Here is a 15,921-nt window from a genome sequence, read left to right as displayed (position 1 = left end):
GGCAGCCGTCATGCCCCCGGAAAGGTACGGGGGGCCGTTACGCGGACGGGCATGTCGAGGAAGGCTGAGTCAGGTCCTGTCCTGTACCCCGAGGAGAGCTGAGTATGCCGTCTTACCTGTCACCAGGCGTGTACGTGGAGGAGGTGGCCAGCGGCTCGCGTCCGATCGAGGGAGTGGGCACATCGGTGGCCGCCTTCGTCGGTCTCGCGCCCGTCGGCCCGCTCAACGAGCCGACGCTGGTGACCAACTGGACGCAGTACGTGGCTTCGTTCGGGGAGTTCACCGACGGCTACTACCTCGCGCACTCGGTCTACGGCTTCTTCAACAACGGCGGTTCCGCCGCCTACGTGGTGCGCGTCGGCGGGGTGCCCGGTGGGGTTTCGGACGACGCGGGCCAGGGCCCGGCGGCCGTCACCGCGGGTACCGGAGCCCCTGCGGCGCTGCCGCCCGGTGAGCCGAAGCAGCTCGGTACCTTCGAGGTGTCGGCGATCGCGCCCGGCGAGAGCGGCGCGATCAGCGTCGAGGTCGCGGACGCCGAAGGCCCCGCCGACCGCTTCAAGCTGGTCGTCAAGGACGGCGAGAAGGTGGCCGAGGCCTTCGACGTGTCGGCGAAGAAGGGCAGTCGCAACTATGTGGTCACGCAGGTCAAGGAACGCTCGAAGCTGATCGTTCTCCAGGAGGCCGCGGCGGCCGCGCAGCTCGCCAGGCCGGAGAACCAGTCGGTGGCGCTCGCGGCGCCGCCCGCGCAGGCGGCGGCGCCCCTTCCGGTGGAGACGCCGGGCGAGCAGGTGCGGATCGGTGACTACCTGGGCGACTCCGCCGACCGGACCGGCTTCGGCGGTCTCGAAGCGGTGGACGAGATCTCGATGGTCGCGGTCCCCGACCTGATGGCCGCCTACCAGCGCGGTGCCATCGACCTGGAGTCCGTCAAGGCGGTCCAGCTCGGTCTGATCGCGCACTGCGAGCTGATGGGCGACCGGATGGCGGTCATCGACCCGCCGCCCGGCCTCAACGCCCGCCAGATCCGGGTATGGCGACAGGAGACGGCCGGCTACGACTCCAAGTACGCGGCCCTGTACTACCCGTGGATCAAGGTGTTCGACCCGGCGGGCGGCCAGACCAGGCTGGTGCCCCCCAGCGGTCACGTCTCCGGGGTGTGGGCCCGCAACGACTTCGAGCGCGGTGTGCACAAGGCCCCTGCCAACGAGGTCGTGCGCGGCGCGGTGGACCTGGAGATGCAGATCACCCGCGGTGAGCAGGATCTGCTCAACCCGATCGGCATCAACTGCATCCGCTCCTTCCCCGGCCGCGGGATCCGGATCTGGGGTGCGCGCACCCTCTCCTCCGACCCGGCCTGGCGCTACCTCAACGTGCGCCGGTACTTCAACTACCTCGAGGAGTCGATCCTCACCGGTACCCAGTGGGTCGTCTTCGAACCGAACGACCAGGCGCTGTGGGCCCGGATCAGGCGCAACATCTCCGCCTTCATGGTGACCGAGTGGCGCAACGGCGCCCTCTTCGGCAGCACGCCGGAGGACGCCTACTACGTGAAGTGCGACGCCGAGACCAACCCGCCCGAGTCCGTCGACCTCGGCCGTGTCATCTGTGAGATCGGTGTCTCCCCGGTCAAGCCCGCCGAGTTCGTGATCTTCCGGCTGGCCCAGTTCTCCAGCGGCGGCGGCGAGCTGGAGGAGTAGCAGTGCTCCGGTACCGGCCGGTCCGGCCGGTACCGCTCGCGAGTTTGACGGCCAGCCCCAGCAGAAGGAACAGAGCTCATGAGTCTCCAGCCCGGCGATTCCCTCACTTCACATAATTTCGGCCTGCAGATCGACGGCGTCATGGTCGAGTACCTCCAGGAGGTCAACGGCCTGGACATGACGCAGGACGTCATCGAATTCCAGCAGGTCTCCGCCAACGGCCAGCCCGTCACCAAGAAACTGCCCGGCGTGAAGAAGGCCGGCGAGGCCACCGTCGTACGCGGTATGACCCAGTCGACGGCCTTCAACGACTGGATCAACGCCTCGGTGCGCGGAGACATGGGATCGGCCCGCAAGAACGCCAGCATCCTGGTGATGGATTACCAGAACAACCCGGTGAAGCGCTACCACCTGCGCAACGCCTGGTGCAGCAAGGTGTCGGCCAGCACGGTGAAGGCCGGCGAGGCATCCGCGCTGACCGAGAGCGTCACCATCACCTACGAAGAAATGATCATGGAGTAATGCGCAGGGGAACGGCTGTTCAGTCTGCCGGTACGGCCGCCGCCGGACTTCCGGAGGCGTCGGTGCCGGCCGAACCCGCGCCGGTGAGGCAGCAGTTGCGCACCGAGTTCGCCTTCGAGCTGCCGCGCGGATATGTCGACGACTCCGGGACGGTGCACCGCGAAGGCGTGATGCGGCTGGCCACCGCACGCGACGAGCTGATCCCGCTCAGGGACGTACGTGTGCAGGAGAACCCGGCCTATCTGTCGGTGGTGCTGCTGGGCCGGGTCATCACCCGGCTGGGCAGCGTGCCGCACATGCACGACGGGGTGGTGGAGAACATGTTCGCCTCCGACCTCGCCTTTCTGCAGGACTTCTACCGTCAGGTCAACGCCGAGGGCCACACCAGGGCCGGAGTGACCTGTCCGCACTGCGAGCAGCCGTTCGAGGTCGAACTCGGCGGGAGCCGCCTGGGGGAATCGTGACGTACGCGACCGAACGAGTCCACGAGGAGATCGCGTACATCGCCTATCACTTCCACTGGAGCCTGGAGGACATCCTGGACCTCGAACACCGCGACCGGCGCCGGTACGCCGAGCAGATCGCCACGCTCGTGACGCGTGCCTCGGCGGAGCGGTAGGGGGCGGGGCACGGCCATGGGAATCCTCGATCGACTGCGGGGACGTACCGGTCCGGCCGCCGCCGCGCCCGCCGCCGAGCCGGCACCCGTTGCGCCCGGCGCAGCCGGTGCTCCGGACAGCGGCTGGCGCGGCCTGCCGCTGATCCAGCGTGCCGCCGCTGGCGCTTCGGCACATGCCGTTGCGACGGCCGACTTCGGGTCCCGGCTGGCGACCTGGCAGAACCCCTCCTTCGCCGGGTCGCTCTCGCATGCCGTGCTCGACGGAGCTCCGGCCGGTGTGCTCCGGGACGCCCTGACGCCGGCTGTCACTCACCCGTCGGCCGGACTCGGGCTGCCCGGGCTCTCGCTCCCGGTCGCTGTGGCCGATGACGGTACGGGCAGCGCCGGCCAGGAGCCGCCGGCTGCCTTCTCGGTCCAGCGTGTCGTCGAGGCCGCCCGCCCGGCCGGCCCCCGGGTCGCGCCGGTACGCCGCGAGCCGAACCGGCCGGCCGCTCTGACCAGGGCGCCTGCTCCGCCCGCCACGCAGCGACGGGTCCTGCCGGCCGCGGCCCGCCCGGCACCGGCGGGTGAGCCTCCCGCCCGGGAGGCAGAACCGGCCGGTCCTGCGGCCCGATCGTCACATGGCCCCTCCGCCGGTACCGGCGCAGGGGCCGCGGGTGCGACCCGTCCCGTGGCCGAGCAGCCGGCTCCCGAGGGGACGGGCCCCGGCCCGCTCCCGGTGCAGCGCTCATCCACCGCGCCGGGAGCGCCGTCGGACCGCGGTGTCGCACCCGCGGGCCGGACGGTGCCCGCACCGGAGCCTGGCCCCGCGCCACCGCTCTCCGCGAACCGTTCCACGAACCGCGCGGAGCAGCGGAGTTCGGGTGGCGCCGCCTCTGCCGCCGCGAACACGGCGGTCCGTCCTGCGGGCCGGGCCGGCGCATCCCCGGTTCCGCCACGGGCCCGGACAGCGGATCCGGCCGTGCGGGCCGAGCCGGGCGGTTCTGCGGGGCCGGAGCTCCCGATGGCTTCGCCGCGGGCTGCCCTGCCGCCGCGCCAGGCCGGTCCGGTGACCGCAGCACTCCCTGCGGGTCCTGCGGGCCGGGCCGCCGCGGGTGCCCGGAGCAGTGCGGTCCAGCGATCCGCGGCGCCGGAAGCCACGCCGCCAGGCGGTGCGAGCACGGGCGTCCCGGCCCGGCGTGCGCCGGACCGCGGCGGTGCGTCCGGCAGGAACGCGACATCCGACGGCACGGCGCCCGGTCGCGTAGACCGAGGCAGCGATGGACGGACCGCATCCCAGGGCGCGCCCGCGAGCGGCGCTCAGCAGCGGAGTGCGGCCCAGCCGGCCACCGGTGCCGCTCACGTGCAGCGGCTGGCGGCGCCCGGAGGACCCCGCAGGGCAGCCGGACTCGGCGCGCCGGTGCGTGGCGGAGCGGCCGGCCCCGGCCCTCGCACCGGATCCGCCGCCGGATCGGAATCGCGCCCGGCCGCCGGGCCCGCCGTGCCTTCAACCACCCCTGTTTCCCGCCCGGTTGTGGGGGACCCTGGGCCGGCTGCCGCTCCGGCCTCCGGTCCGGGCCCGGAGCGTGCCGTGACGGCCGGGCCCGCGGGAAGCGGCGGTGCGACCCCGCCCCCGGCCGCAGTCCCCGGTGGCACACCCGTGTCCGGACCTGCGGCCGCGCCCGTGCGGAAGGCCGCGCCCGGGCAGGGCGGGGCCGCCCCCACCATGCCCGTACAGACAAGCCGTGCAGCCCCGGCGGCAGCACCCCTGCGGCGGCCCCTTCTGGGAGCCCCGCTGGCTGGGCCGCCGCCGGGTGCGCGACCCCTCGACGGGACACCGGCGGCCGTGCGGCGCGCGGCCGCCGCAGCCGTCCCGGCCCCCGTGAACCCCCGGCCCGCCGCCGCGGGTTCGCCAGGGACGGGCGGGCCCGCCGAAAGCCCGGCCCGACCTGCGGCCGGTGACCTGCGGTCGTCGGCCGACGGCGCGGCGACGCCGTCCCGCACCACCGCGGGTGCGGGTTCGGGCACCGGCGCCGCCCCTGGCCCCGCCGTGCAACGCGCTCCCGCGCCCACCGGGCCGCTTCCGGGAGGACCGGCGGCCGCGTCGTCTCCCGCCCCGCCCGCGAACCGGCCGGGAAGCGCTCGCCCACCGGCCGGCCCCCGCTCCGAACGGGCGCCCTCAGCGAGCCCGTTGTCCTCCGCGCGCGCGGTGACGGCGCCGGCCGCAGCCGTCCCCGTGCAGCGGCGGGAGGTCCCGGACGCCGCGGCGCTTCGCCCGGCCGCATCCGGTGCCCCGGGTGTCCCTGCCGCCTCCCGTGCAACGGCAGCCCACGCAGCACCACCACCCACCGGGCCCGTCCGTCCGGCGACCATCAACACCGCCGTGGACGCCTCAGGTTCGACGGCGGGCGCACCGGTAACCGCACCCGTCACGTCCGGTGTCCCGGTCGTCCAACGGCGCTCGGCACCCGCTACCGGGCGACCGGGGCCGGACTCGGCGCCGGCGTCCGGCCGAGGGAGGCCACCGGCACCCGCACCGGCGCAGTCGTCGGCGCATTCACCTGTGCGACCGGGACCCGCCGGTCCGGTGACGGTGCGTACACCGGTCCCGGGCACCTCCCTCCTCCCTCCTCGCACCCCGGGCGCCATGTCCGCACCCGCGCCCGTGCCGCCGCCGGTTCAGCTGATGTCGGCCCGGGCGCCCGCCGTCCAGAACACCGCATCCGCCACAGCCCCCCGGGGCGGCGCCGACGCTTCCCCGGTCTCTTCGCAGGGCGGCGGCCCGGTCAGACGCGGGGTCGACGACCGGCGGTTCAGCGGTGTCGCCGAAGCCTTCCCCGCGCTGCCCGTGCAGCGGGCCGCAACCCCTCCCGTGCCGGACGGCGCACCGCCCGGCAACGCGGCGCCGGTCAGGCCCCTGAGCGGTACGGCACGGCAGGATGCTCCGGTGGTGACACCTCGCGCCGCCGCGGCTGCGCCGCCAGTGGCGCTGCCGGTGCAGCGGGCGCCGGGCACTCCGTCGTCGCATGCGCCGGCACCGCCCAGGCTGCTGAAGCCGGCCACGCCCGCCGCACCGGTGGTGTCGCCCGTCACCGTCCCGGCAGGCGGCACGGGAAGCGGTGGGAACTCCGGCGCGCCGCCCCCGTACACCGAGCGCGCCGAGAGCCCGCCCCCGTACAGCAGGCGACCGCCACCGCGGAACTCCAACGGCGGTACTCGGCACGTCCGTTCGCAGGACGGCCCGGGCGCCGGTTTCGATGCCAGGAAGCTCTCCGACGGGCAGGTGGACGAACTGACCCATCGGCTGATCGGTCCGCTGACCCGGCTGTTGCGGACGGAACTGCGGATGGACCGCGAACGGATCGGCAGACTGCGCGATCCCCGCCGCTGATCCCCGCCCCGACCGTCCGACGACGACCGACCGGCGCACCACCGAAGCACCACCCGCACAGCACCACAGGAAGGAAAGCCGCACCCGATGCCCCAGGACCTGGATCCCGGCTCCACCATCTTCTTCAACCTGTCCATCGACGGTGAGAGCCTGGGCACGTTCAACGGCTGCGAAGGGCTCTCCTCGCAGGTGGAGATCGAGCAGCACCAGGAGGGCGGCAACAACGGCTTCGTGTGGCAGCTGCCGTCACGGGTCACCTTCTCCAACATCACGCTGACCCGTCCGCTCACACCGGACACCGCGAAGGTCGCCGCCTGGATCTCCTCCATCACCACCGGCGTCACCCGCCCCACCGCGCAGATCGCGGCGCTCCGTGCCGACGGTTCGCTGGTCGCCCGCTGGGGGCTGATCGACGTGCTGCCGGTGAGCTGGCGCGGCCCTTCCCTGGACCCGTCGAGCCCGGCGGTCGCCACCGAGACCCTGGAGATCACCCACCACGGCTTCACGGACGCGGGGGCGGCGTAGATGGCGATCAAGGGTGGCGGCAAGGGCGGCAGGGGCGGCGGCAGGGGCGCGGGCAAGAGCCTGGTGCGTGCCACGCTCGCCATTCACCAGCCGCCGGTGGGATACAGCACCACGCCGGGCGGGCTGATCCGCACGTTCGACTTCGACTTCAATCCCTCCCAGCTGGCGCTGAGCCGCCGCGCGCAGTGGAAGACCACCCCCACGGCCGCGGTGCGCGACGGCGCGGTCCCGGAGTTCATGGGCCCCGAGCCCAGGGAGATGACGGTCGAGATCTTCCTGGACCGTTCCGACGATCCGGACAGCAACGATGTGCGCAAGAACGTCGAGTCGCTCTTCTCCTGCTGCGAGGTGACGGCGGCGAGCATCGCCGCGAAGCAGCCGTCCACACCCTGGGTGGTCTTCCAGTGGGGCGCGTTCTCCACCGCGCGCTTCACCGCCTATGTGAGCTCGGTCGACGCCACCTACAGCCTGTTCGGCACCACCGGGATACCGATCCGCGCCACCTGCCAGGTGCATCTGCACGAGATCCCGAGCAAGACGGCCGGACAGAACCCCACGTCCGGCGCGCTCACCGCCCGCAGGGTGCACCGCGTCGTGGCCGGTGACTCGCTGCAGTTCCTGGCCTGGCGCGAGTACGGGGACGCCACCGTGTGGCGCGCGATCGCCGAGGCCAACAGCATCGACGACCCGGCGCAGCTGAGCCCGGGCACCGAACTCATGCTTCCCGCCGCTGAAGAGGTCGGCCACTGATGACCCAGATCGGCTACTCCAACGTTCTCCATGTCACCATCGCCGGCAAACCGCTGACGCCGACCCTGGCCACCCTGCTGGTCGCGGGATGGGTCGACTTCGGTGCCGGGGTGCCGGGCGCGTTCCAGCTCACCTTCCGCGACCCGAAGAAGAAGGTGCTCGGCGAATCGGGCGCCAAGATCGGCGCGGACGTGGTCCTGGCACCGGTCGCCGACGGCAAGGGCGCCCAGTCCCCGCTGATCACCGGCGAGGTCACCGGTCTGGAGAGCGACTACGACGGCACCGGCACCTACACCGTCGTACGGGGCTACGACCTCGGGCACCGGATGCTGCGGCAGCGCCGGGTCGTCGCGTACACCAACGTCACCGCGGCGGACATCGCGAGGAAGCTGGCGGCCAAGGACAAGGTTCCGGTCGGCACCATCGACCGGACCAGGAACATCTACGACTTCATCTCGCAGGCGAACGTCACCGACTGGGACTTCCTCGGTCGGCTGGCGGACGAGAACGAGATGGTGATGTCCCTGGACTCCAAGGGCCGGTTCCGGTTCGTCAAGGCCGACCCGGCATCCGGCGCGCCCCCGGTGAGCACACCGAGCGAGAAGAGCGCGTTCGTCCTGGAGGCGGGCGTCGACATCCTGCGCTGCCGTGCCGCCGTCACCTCGGCCGACCAGGTGAGCAGGGTCGATGTGCGCGGCTGGGACGTGACGAAGAAGCGCGACCTGAAGGAGGGTTCGCCGGCCGCCGGCAACCCGGGCATCACGATCGGGACCACCCCTGCCACGGCGGTCGGCGCCTTCGGCAGCGCGGTGCTCGTGGAGACCGACATCCCGTACGACACCGCGCCCCAGGCGAAGAAGGCAGCAGCGGCGCTCGCCGACGACGTGACCGCCGCGTTCGCCGAGCTGGAGGTGACCGTACGCGGAAACCCCCAGCTGCGGCCCGGTGTCCCGGTCGCCCTCGCGGACGTGGGTGAGCCCTTCGAGGGCAAGTACACGGTGACGGCGGCCCGCCACACCTTCGGCGACGGCCGGCACTACGAGACGTTCCTCACGGTCAGCGGACGCCAGTGGCGGTCCCTGTACGGCCTGGCATCGGGCGGGTCCGGCACTTCGCCCCGGCTGCCGGGTGTGGCGAACGCACTGGTCACCGACGTCAAGGATCCGAAGCGGCAGGGCCGGGTCAAGCTGCGTTTCCCGTGGCTCGACGACGACTACGTCAGTGACTGGACCCGGACCGTGCAGTACGGCGGCGTGGGCGGTGGCGGGGTGATCGCCCCCGATGTGATGGACGAGGTGCTGGTCGGATTCGACCGGGGCGCCCTGGACCACCCGTTCGTGATCGGGGGCCTCTACAACGGCAAGGACCTGCCGGGCAAGGTCGACGTCCCGCTCTACGACCCCACCAACGGCAGGACCGTACGGCGCACACTCGCCGACCGCAGCGGCGACCGTATCGACCTGCTCGACCAGCGCACCGGCAAGCGGGGTGTGCGGCTCAGCTCGGGCGACAACCGGCTGACCGTCGAACTCGACCGGGCCAGGACGGAGATCACCGTCGACAGCAAGGGCAGCGTCACCATCCACGGCGCGCGGTCGGTGTCCGTGGAGGCGGACCGCGACCTGACCCTCAAGGCCGGCCGGAGGCTGTCCATCAGGAGCGGCGGGATCCTGGACATCCAGGCGAAGTCGATCAACGCCAAGACGCTCGGCGGCCCGTTCAACATCAACGCGGCGGGTCTGCTCGCCATCGAGGCGGAGGGCGCCATGAGCCTCAACGCGATCGGTCTCGCCAGCATTTCCAGCGAGGGCACTCTCCAGCTCAGCGCCATCGCGGAGATGGGCATCAAGGCGGTCAAGGTGGATCTCCTCGGTCTGGTCACCGCCAACGGAATGCCGGTGGTCTGATGGCAGAGCAATTCGTGGGCACCGGCTGGGCGTTCCCGCTGCGCATCGGCCCCACCGGCGGTATCGCCATGGTCAGCGGGGAGCGCGAGATCGAGGAGGCGATCCGGCTCGTCCTGGCCACCGCCCCAGGCGAACGTCCCATGCGGCCCGACTTCGGCTGCGCCATCCACGACATGGTCTTCGCCCCCGTCAACGAGGCGACGGCCGGCCGCATCCAGCACGAGGTGTACGCCAGCCTCGACCGCTGGGAGCCGCGGATCGAGGTGGAGGACGTGGAGGTGACCGCGGGGGACCAGCAGGGCGTGCTCTTCATCGATGTCCGCTACTCGGTCCGGGGCACCAACAACCCGCGCAGCCTGGTCTTCCCGTTCTATGTCATCCCCTCCCACGACGAGCCGTCCTCGGACTCCGGGCCGGCCACCGAAAGCGACCGCTGATGGCTCTGCCCTCCCCCAATCTCGACGACCGCCGTTTTCAGCAGTTCGTCGACGACGCCAAGCGCTACATCCAGCAGCGCGCCCCCGAGTGGACGGACCACAACGTGTCCGACCCCGGGGTCACTCTCGTCGAGACGGTCGCGCACATGGCCGACCAGATCGTGTACCGGCTGAACCGGGTTCCCGAGAAGAACCATCTCGCCTTCCTCGACCTGATCGGCATCACGCTCTTCCCGCCGTCCGCCGCGCGCACCGATGTCACCTTCTGGCTGTCCGCACCGCTGGACGACGCCGTGCAACTGCCCGCGGGCACGGAGGTCTCCACCGTCCGCACCGAGGCGGAGGAAGCGGTGGTCTTCGCCACCGAACGCGATCTCAGCGTGGTGTCCTGCGAGTTGGCGCATCTCGTCGTCCAGCGCAACGGCGAGGCAGCGGTCGACCGGACGTCGGACGTCGGCGAGGGCAAGGATCTGCTCTGCTTCGCCGAGTCGCCGCAGCCCGGTGACTGCATGCTGCTGGGGCTGACCGCGGCGGTCCCGCACTGCGTGGTGGTGCTGACGCTCGACAGCCAGGTCGACGGTGTCGGTGTGGACCCCCGGCAGCCGCCGCTGGTCTGGGAGGCATGGACCGAGGACGGCTGGCGCCCCTGCGAGGTGGAACGGGACGGCACCGGCGGGCTCAACCGGCCGGGCGAGGTCGTGCTGCACGTTCCCGGCGGTCACGCCCGCTCGCGCAACGTACGCCGGGAGGCCGGCTGGCTGCGCTGCCGGGTCACCGGACCGGAGGCCGGTCAGCCCTTCTACACCACATCCCCCACCGTCCGCTCCGCGGAGGCGTTCACCATCGGCGGCACCACCGGCGTCGTCCACGCCGAGACGGTGCGTGACGAGGCACTGGGGGAGTCCACCGGCCTGCCGGGCCAGCGGTTGCGGCTCGCCAACGCCCCGGTGGTGGGCGATCTGCCGCCCCTGCATCTCCAGATCGCCGAGCGCGACGCCTGGACCGACTGGGAGGTCGTCCCGCACTTCGCCGCATCGGGGCCGCTGGACCGCCATCTCACCCTGGACGCGGCCACCGGCGAGATCGCCTTCGGTCCCGCGGTACGCGAACCTGACGGCGCCCTGCGCCAGTACGGCGCTGTCCCGCCCAAGGGAGCCGTCATCCGGGCCCGCAGATACCGCACCGGCGGTGGACGCAGCGGCAATGTCGCCCGGGGCGCCGTGCAGGTGCTGCGCAACTCGGTTCCGTACGTCTCCGAAGTCGTCAACCGGGAGGCCGCCAGGGGTGGTGTGGACGGCGAGAGCGTCGCCGAGGCCAAGGCGCGCGCACCCATCACCCTGCGCGCCCAGGACCGCGCGGTGACCCTGCGCGACTATGAGGAACTGGCCCGCCGCGCTGCCCCGGAGACCGCCCGGATCACCTGCATCGAGGGCGAGGCCGACCAGCACGGCGCCCATGCGGTACGGGTTCTGGTGGTCCCGCAGGCGGTGTCCGACCCCGGGGGATGGCTGCGCTTCGAGCAACTCGTCCCCGGCGACGCGCTGCTGGAGCGGATCACCCGGTACCTCGACGACCGCCGGCTGCTCGGCACCCGGCTGGCCGTGGGCCCGCCCTACTACCAGGGCGTCACGGTCGTGGCGACGCTGCACGCATTCCGGGGCACCGACACCGACACGGTCAGAAGGCAGGCCCACGAGGCTCTGTACCGGCATCTCGACCCGCTGACCGGGGGCGCGCACGGCAAGGGCTGGCCGTTCGGGCGGCCGGTGCAGTCCGGCGAGGTCTTCGCGGTCCTCCAGCGGGTGCCCGGTGTTGAACTGGTCGACGAGGTGCTGCTGCACCCGGCGGACCCACTGACCGGCAAGAGGGGTGATCCCACTGAGCGGATCGACCTCGAACCACCGGCCCTGGTCTTCTCCTTCGACCACCGGGTCCGGGTCATCGGAGACGGCTCATGAGGGGCTCCGTGGACGGCCTCGGCTCCTCGGCCCCGCTGGGCATGATGCTTCCGGCGGTCTTCGCCGACGACGATCTGGCCCAGCGTTTCGTCGCCGGGCTCGACGAGGTCCTCGCGCCGATCCACAACGTGCTGGACTGCCTGGACGCCTACTTCACCCCGTCGCTCGCACCGGTCGACTTCACCCGCTGGCTCGGCGACTGGGTCGGCGCGGAGACCGGTGTCGCGGACCGACCCGGCCGCAAGGACAGTGAGGCCGTACTCCGTACCGCGGTGGCCGCCGCTTCTTATCTGCACCGGATCCGGGGCACCCGGCGCGGTCTCGCGGAGGCGATCCGGCTCGCCTTCGGCGCATGGCCGGAGATCACCGAGAGCGGTGCGGCCGACTGGAACGCGAAGCCGCTCGGCCCGGTCCCGGGTGAGCGCCGTCCGCGTCTGCACGTAGCCCTCGCCCTGCCCGACCCCGGCCCCACCGACCAGCACCGGCTGGAGAGCCTGGTGGCGGCCGCCCGTCCCGCCCACATGCCCTACACGGTCCAGGTGACCGCAGCCGAAAGGACCCCCGGCAGATGACCACCCAGACCCCCGGCGCCGAACCGGGCCGGAAAGCGGCGCAGGCTCCGGCCTGCGCCGAGTGCGGCACACTCGCCACGCCCGGCCACTCCTTCTGCGACGGCTGCGGTGCGGTGCTCCGCTGGAGCCCCGGAAACGCCGAGGTCCGGGCAGCCGGCGCGGGCGCCGCGCCGGCTGCGCCCGCGGAGGCCACCGCACCTGCCGCAGCGGCCGCACCTGCCGCGCCCGCGGAGCCTGCCGAACCCGCCGACCGCGGCGCTCAGCACCACGCATCGCCGCCGGTCGCCGCTTCCCAGGGGCCCGGGGCGCCCGGAGGGCCTGAAGGCTCCGGACCCGGGCCCACGCCTGCCCCCGGCGCGGCGGCCCCGGACGGAGGCGGGGAGGAGGACACCGAACCGCTCGCCGCTCTCACCGACCGGGACCGTGAACAGGACCGGGCCAGGGCACTGCTCGTCCCGGTCGCCGACCCCGAGCAGCGGGTACCGGAGGCGCACTCGGTTGCTCCGGTCCTGCCCGGCCGGCCGGCCGCTGCCCGCCCCCTCGTCTCGGCTCCGGGGCAGGAACCGGATGACGGCGGCGGCGCACTCTGCCCCTGGTGCGGCACAGGCAACCGGCCTGACCGGCACTTCTGCCGCCGTTGCGCCATGACGATGGCGGGCCGCCCGGAGGACCCCGCGCGTCGTCCCTGGTGGCGCCGGCTCGGCTTCGGCAACCGCGAGGTGCCGTGGGCCGGCGACCGCCCCCGGCTGCGGCGCGGTCTGGGCCGCGTCCTGACCTGGGTGGCGGGCGCTGCCGCGCTCACCCTTCTCGTCGTCGCCGCGTTCCAGGTGGGACCGGCCGGTCACGCGGTCCGCGATCACTTCGCGAAGCGCGCTCCCGTGGCCCCCGACTCCGTGCGGGCGTCCGCCTCCTTCTCGGGCCACGGCCCGTCGAAGGCCTTCGACAAGATCAATAACACCTGGTGGGGCCCCGGTGTCTCGCAGAGCGGCGACGGGGAGTGGATCGAGGCGCGTTTCCAGCAGCCCACCCGGCTGCTCGACGTCCTCATCACCCCGGGGATCTCCACCCAGCCCAGCGATCTCTCGAAGGCCGCGCTGCCGCATCGCATCGAAGCCAGGATCACGGCGGCCGACGGGCACACCAGCACCCGGTTCCTCACCCTCGACCAGAGCAGCGGCGCCCAGCGCCGTTCCTTCCGGGTCGGCTCCGTCACAGCGGTGCGTTTCATCCTCCGCTCCGCGTACGGCATTTCGACGAAGAAGCAGGTGTCCATCGCCGAGATCGAGCTCTTCGGCCGTTCCACGTCCGGGAACTCCTGACAGCGGGCCCATCGCACGGCGGAGGGGCCGCGGCCCATGGCATGCGCCATGCGGCTGCGGCCCCTCCGTCAGGTCAGGTGTACGGCGGTCAGGTCAGGTGTACGGCGCCTGTTACAGCGTGCCGAGCTTCAGCAGTGAGAGCAGCGCGATCAGCTGGATCGCCGAAGCCGCGAGCGCCTTCGGCCACGGCAGGTCGTGCGACTTGCTCACCATCGAGGTGAACAGCGCGCCCGCGGCCAGCCAGGTCAGCCAGCCGAGGATCTGGACGAAGCCGTTCTCGCCGCCCAGGAAGAACGCGAACACCAGCCGGGGCACGTCCGTAATGGACATGATCAGCATGGAGAGGCCCACGGTCGGCTGCCAGGCGCCGTCCCCGCCGAGCTGCCGGGCCAGGGTGTGGGTGACCGCACCGAGGATCAGGCCGGCGATGACGAAGGCGACACCGGTCGTCAGGACGTAGGGGATGGCGGTGGCCATCGTCGCGTTGACGGTGTCCTCGCGGGCCTGGTCGAAGCCGAAGAGCGCGAGCATTCCGTAGATCAGCGTGACGATCAGCGCCGGACCCCAGACCGCGTGGTCGCGCATCTGCCAGAAGGTCGGCCCCGGGCGGAGCACGATGCCGCGCAGCAGCTCCTTCCAGTGCAGCCGCGGTCCGGCCGGCGGCGTACCGGTCTGGCCCGCACGGTAGGTGTTGCCCGCGCCGTACGGATCCTCGCCGACGCTGAAGGCCTGGGTGTGCCCCGGATTGTTCGCGGTGCCGGCGTAGGGGTCCGGGCCCGTCTGCCGGCCGTAGGCACCCTGCTGCCCGGGCCGGCCCTGCTGGTACGGGTCGTCGAAATACTCCGGCTCGCCGTAAGGCTGCTGCGCCTGCGGCGGCCACTGGTGCTGCTGCGCACGCCGCTGCTGCCCAGCGCCGCCGCCGTGCTGCGGAGGCGGAGCCTGCCTGCCGTACGGCTGCTGCTGAGGTTGTTGTTGCGACGTGCGGTTTTCCCGGCCGCGTCCGATCCTGAATCCAGCCACGCTTTCGAACGTACCCGGTCCGCGGGGGTGAGGTGCCGGGCCTGCGGCAACAGGCCCGGCTTTGCTGCCGAGCTGTGACATCCCCTAGGGGAACGAGTCCGGTGGTCTCGGGGGGCGTGGGTGATCAAGGATTGTCCGATCTCGGTGCCGGTGGTCCGGTGTGGATCCGGATCGCGCTCGTGAACAGAGATCACGCGGCAGGTGCCCGCTTGCCGTAGCCGTACTGCCGGGGCACTCGCCGGAACATGCCGCCGTCGTCGCACCCCCCGATGGGCTCGCGCAGGGCTCACTCGTGTCCGACGGTCAGCGCCTCAGGGGACTCAAGAGCAGCGGGGCGGTCGGGTTCCGTTCTCCTTCAGGAGTTCGATGGCGAGGCTGTCCGTGGCCTCTGCCCGGCCGGAAAGGCGGTGGACCAGGACCCAGGTGCCGTCCGGCATCGCGCCGGCGAAGACAGAGGCGTCGCGTGTGGCACCGTTGTGCCACAGAAGGGAGCCGGCCCTCTGCCAGGACGGTGCGGGCTCGCCCAGAGTCCGGTCCACGAGCAGTGCGGTCACCAGGCGGGCGGCTTCGCGGGGGGTTGCCCACAGCCCTCCGGCGGGCAGGATGGCGCCGCCCATGGTCCAGGGGCGGCGTGGCAGTCCGAACAGCCCGCGCGCGCTCAGCCGCCTGTCCGGCGGTGGGTCCGCGGTCACGTCGCTGACGTTCAGCGGTGCGAGAACGTATTGCTTCAGCAGCTCCTCGTAAGGTTTTCCGGCCGCGGATGACAGCGCGGCGCCGAGTATGGCGTAGCCGAGGTTGGAGTACTCCTCCGTTCGGCCCGGGGCGCTGCCGGTGAGGGAATCGAGCCGCTGTACGACGGTGTCCAGAGCGTGGGTGCCGAACGATGCGTAGGGGTCGAACCGGCGAAGACGCGGCGGAAGCCGAGGGAGCCCTGAGGTGTGTTCCGCGAGGTGTCGCAGCGTGATGCCGGTCCGGGCCGGAGCACGGAGGAACTGCTCGATGGGGTCATCGAGTTGAAGCACCCCGGCTGAGGCGAGCCGGACCAGCACGGTCCCGGTGAGTGCTTTGGACAGTGAGCCGATCTGGACGAACTGGTCCAGGTCATGGCCGTGTTCGGCCCGGGGGGCGTCGAAGCTGCTGAGGACGCAGGTGGGCACCGGGGGCATTGAGGGCTTTCGGTTGGGGGAACGGGGGTCGCGCAGGCACCGCACCAGGACCCTTGCCG

The 15,921-nt window shown here is 72.4% G+C and carries 14 protein-coding genes; 12 read left to right on the top strand and 2 right to left on the bottom strand.

All coding sequences use genetic code 11. From position 1 onward, the window contains the following. Positions 1-104 precede the first annotated feature (104 nt). The 12 genes from OHS16_RS14640 to OHS16_RS14585 all read left to right on the top strand — a co-directional run bounded on the left by OHS16_RS14640 (position 105) and on the right by OHS16_RS14585 (position 13,676). Positions 105-1,697 (top strand): phage tail sheath family protein, encoded by a 1,593-nt coding sequence (locus OHS16_RS14640; RefSeq protein WP_328537641.1) that lies wholly within the window; start codon positions 105-107, stop codon positions 1,695-1,697. A gap of 78 nt (positions 1,698-1,775) precedes the next feature. Next, entirely contained in the window at positions 1,776-2,219 is a 444-nt protein-coding gene (locus OHS16_RS14635) for a phage tail protein (RefSeq protein ID WP_328537640.1), read from the top strand. Then, the gene (locus OHS16_RS14630; RefSeq protein ID WP_328537639.1) at positions 2,219-2,683 is read left to right on the top strand and encodes a hypothetical protein; all 465 of its coding nucleotides are present in this window, start codon (positions 2,219-2,221) and stop codon (positions 2,681-2,683) included. The genes OHS16_RS14635 and OHS16_RS14630 overlap by 1 nt, the downstream gene beginning before the upstream one ends. Beyond that, positions 2,680-2,838: a DUF6760 family protein gene (locus OHS16_RS14625; RefSeq protein ID WP_328537638.1), complete on the top strand. Its 159-nt coding sequence runs from the start codon at positions 2,680-2,682 to the stop codon at positions 2,836-2,838. Before OHS16_RS14630 ends, OHS16_RS14625 begins: the two co-directional genes overlap by 4 nt. 2,626 nt (positions 2,839-5,464) lie before the next feature. Beyond that, complete coding sequence (locus OHS16_RS14620; protein WP_328537637.1) at positions 5,465-6,208, top strand: hypothetical protein; 744 nt, start codon at positions 5,465-5,467, stop codon at positions 6,206-6,208. A gap of 87 nt (positions 6,209-6,295) precedes the next feature. Next, the gene (locus OHS16_RS14615) at positions 6,296-6,733 is read left to right on the top strand and encodes a phage tail protein (RefSeq protein WP_328537636.1); all 438 of its coding nucleotides are present in this window, start codon (positions 6,296-6,298) and stop codon (positions 6,731-6,733) included. After that, complete coding sequence (locus tag OHS16_RS14610; protein WP_328537635.1) at positions 6,734-7,483, top strand: CIS tube protein; 750 nt, start codon at positions 6,734-6,736, stop codon at positions 7,481-7,483. Next, a complete protein-coding gene (locus tag OHS16_RS14605; RefSeq protein ID WP_328537634.1) occupies positions 7,483-9,390 on the top strand; it encodes a VgrG-related protein in 1,908 nt (635 codons plus the stop codon). Before OHS16_RS14610 ends, OHS16_RS14605 begins: the two co-directional genes overlap by 1 nt. Next, entirely contained in the window at positions 9,390-9,827 is a 438-nt protein-coding gene (locus tag OHS16_RS14600; protein WP_328537633.1) for a GPW/gp25 family protein, read from the top strand. Before OHS16_RS14605 ends, OHS16_RS14600 begins: the two co-directional genes overlap by 1 nt. Continuing rightward, on the top strand, positions 9,827-11,785 hold the full coding sequence (locus tag OHS16_RS14595; protein WP_328537632.1) for a putative baseplate assembly protein: 1,959 nt from the start codon (positions 9,827-9,829) through the stop codon (positions 11,783-11,785). The genes OHS16_RS14600 and OHS16_RS14595 overlap by 1 nt, the downstream gene beginning before the upstream one ends. Next, positions 11,782-12,357 carry a phage tail protein gene (locus OHS16_RS14590; RefSeq protein ID WP_328537631.1) on the top strand — a complete coding sequence of 192 codons (576 nt, stop codon included), beginning with the start codon at positions 11,782-11,784 and terminating at the stop codon, positions 12,355-12,357. The genes OHS16_RS14595 and OHS16_RS14590 overlap by 4 nt, the downstream gene beginning before the upstream one ends. Further along, positions 12,354-13,676, top strand: coding sequence for an NADase-type glycan-binding domain-containing protein (locus OHS16_RS14585; protein WP_328537630.1), 1,323 nt, complete (start codon positions 12,354-12,356; stop codon positions 13,674-13,676). Before OHS16_RS14590 ends, OHS16_RS14585 begins: the two co-directional genes overlap by 4 nt. Positions 13,677-13,787: 111 nt before the next feature. Here the strand turns inward: OHS16_RS14585 and OHS16_RS14580 are convergent, their stop codons facing one another. Beyond that, a complete protein-coding gene (locus OHS16_RS14580; RefSeq protein ID WP_328537629.1) occupies positions 13,788-14,696 on the bottom strand; it encodes a Yip1 family protein in 909 nt (302 codons plus the stop codon). A gap of 320 nt (positions 14,697-15,016) precedes the next feature. Then, complete coding sequence (locus tag OHS16_RS14575; RefSeq protein WP_328537628.1) at positions 15,017-15,862, bottom strand: serine hydrolase domain-containing protein; 846 nt, start codon at positions 15,860-15,862, stop codon at positions 15,017-15,019. Positions 15,863-15,921 lie beyond the last annotated feature (59 nt).

Source organism: Streptomyces sp. NBC_00344, assembly GCF_036088315.1.
GTDB lineage: Bacteria > Actinomycetota > Actinomycetes > Streptomycetales > Streptomycetaceae > Streptomyces.
This window is presented reverse-complemented; position numbering and strand designations above follow the sequence as displayed.

Coding starts and splice junctions, on each gene's coding strand:
- OHS16_RS14615 (WP_328537636.1), top strand. CDS start 6,296: ATGCCCCAGGACCTGGATCCCGGCTCCACCATCTTCTTCAACCTGTCC.
- OHS16_RS14585 (WP_328537630.1), top strand. CDS start 12,354: ATGACCACCCAGACCCCCGGCGCCGAACCGGGCCGGAAAGCGGCGCAG.
- OHS16_RS14610 (WP_328537635.1), top strand. CDS start 6,734: ATGGCGATCAAGGGTGGCGGCAAGGGCGGCAGGGGCGGCGGCAGGGGC.
- OHS16_RS14635 (WP_328537640.1), top strand. CDS start 1,776: ATGAGTCTCCAGCCCGGCGATTCCCTCACTTCACATAATTTCGGCCTG.
- OHS16_RS14590 (WP_328537631.1), top strand. CDS start 11,782: ATGAGGGGCTCCGTGGACGGCCTCGGCTCCTCGGCCCCGCTGGGCATG.
- OHS16_RS14600 (WP_328537633.1), top strand. CDS start 9,390: ATGGCAGAGCAATTCGTGGGCACCGGCTGGGCGTTCCCGCTGCGCATC.
- OHS16_RS14575 (WP_328537628.1), bottom strand. CDS start 15,862: ATGCCCCCGGTGCCCACCTGCGTCCTCAGCAGCTTCGACGCCCCCCGG.
- OHS16_RS14640 (WP_328537641.1), top strand. CDS start 105: ATGCCGTCTTACCTGTCACCAGGCGTGTACGTGGAGGAGGTGGCCAGC.
- OHS16_RS14630 (WP_328537639.1), top strand. CDS start 2,219: ATGCGCAGGGGAACGGCTGTTCAGTCTGCCGGTACGGCCGCCGCCGGA.
- OHS16_RS14605 (WP_328537634.1), top strand. CDS start 7,483: ATGACCCAGATCGGCTACTCCAACGTTCTCCATGTCACCATCGCCGGC.
- OHS16_RS14620 (WP_328537637.1), top strand. CDS start 5,465: ATGTCCGCACCCGCGCCCGTGCCGCCGCCGGTTCAGCTGATGTCGGCC.
- OHS16_RS14595 (WP_328537632.1), top strand. CDS start 9,827: ATGGCTCTGCCCTCCCCCAATCTCGACGACCGCCGTTTTCAGCAGTTC.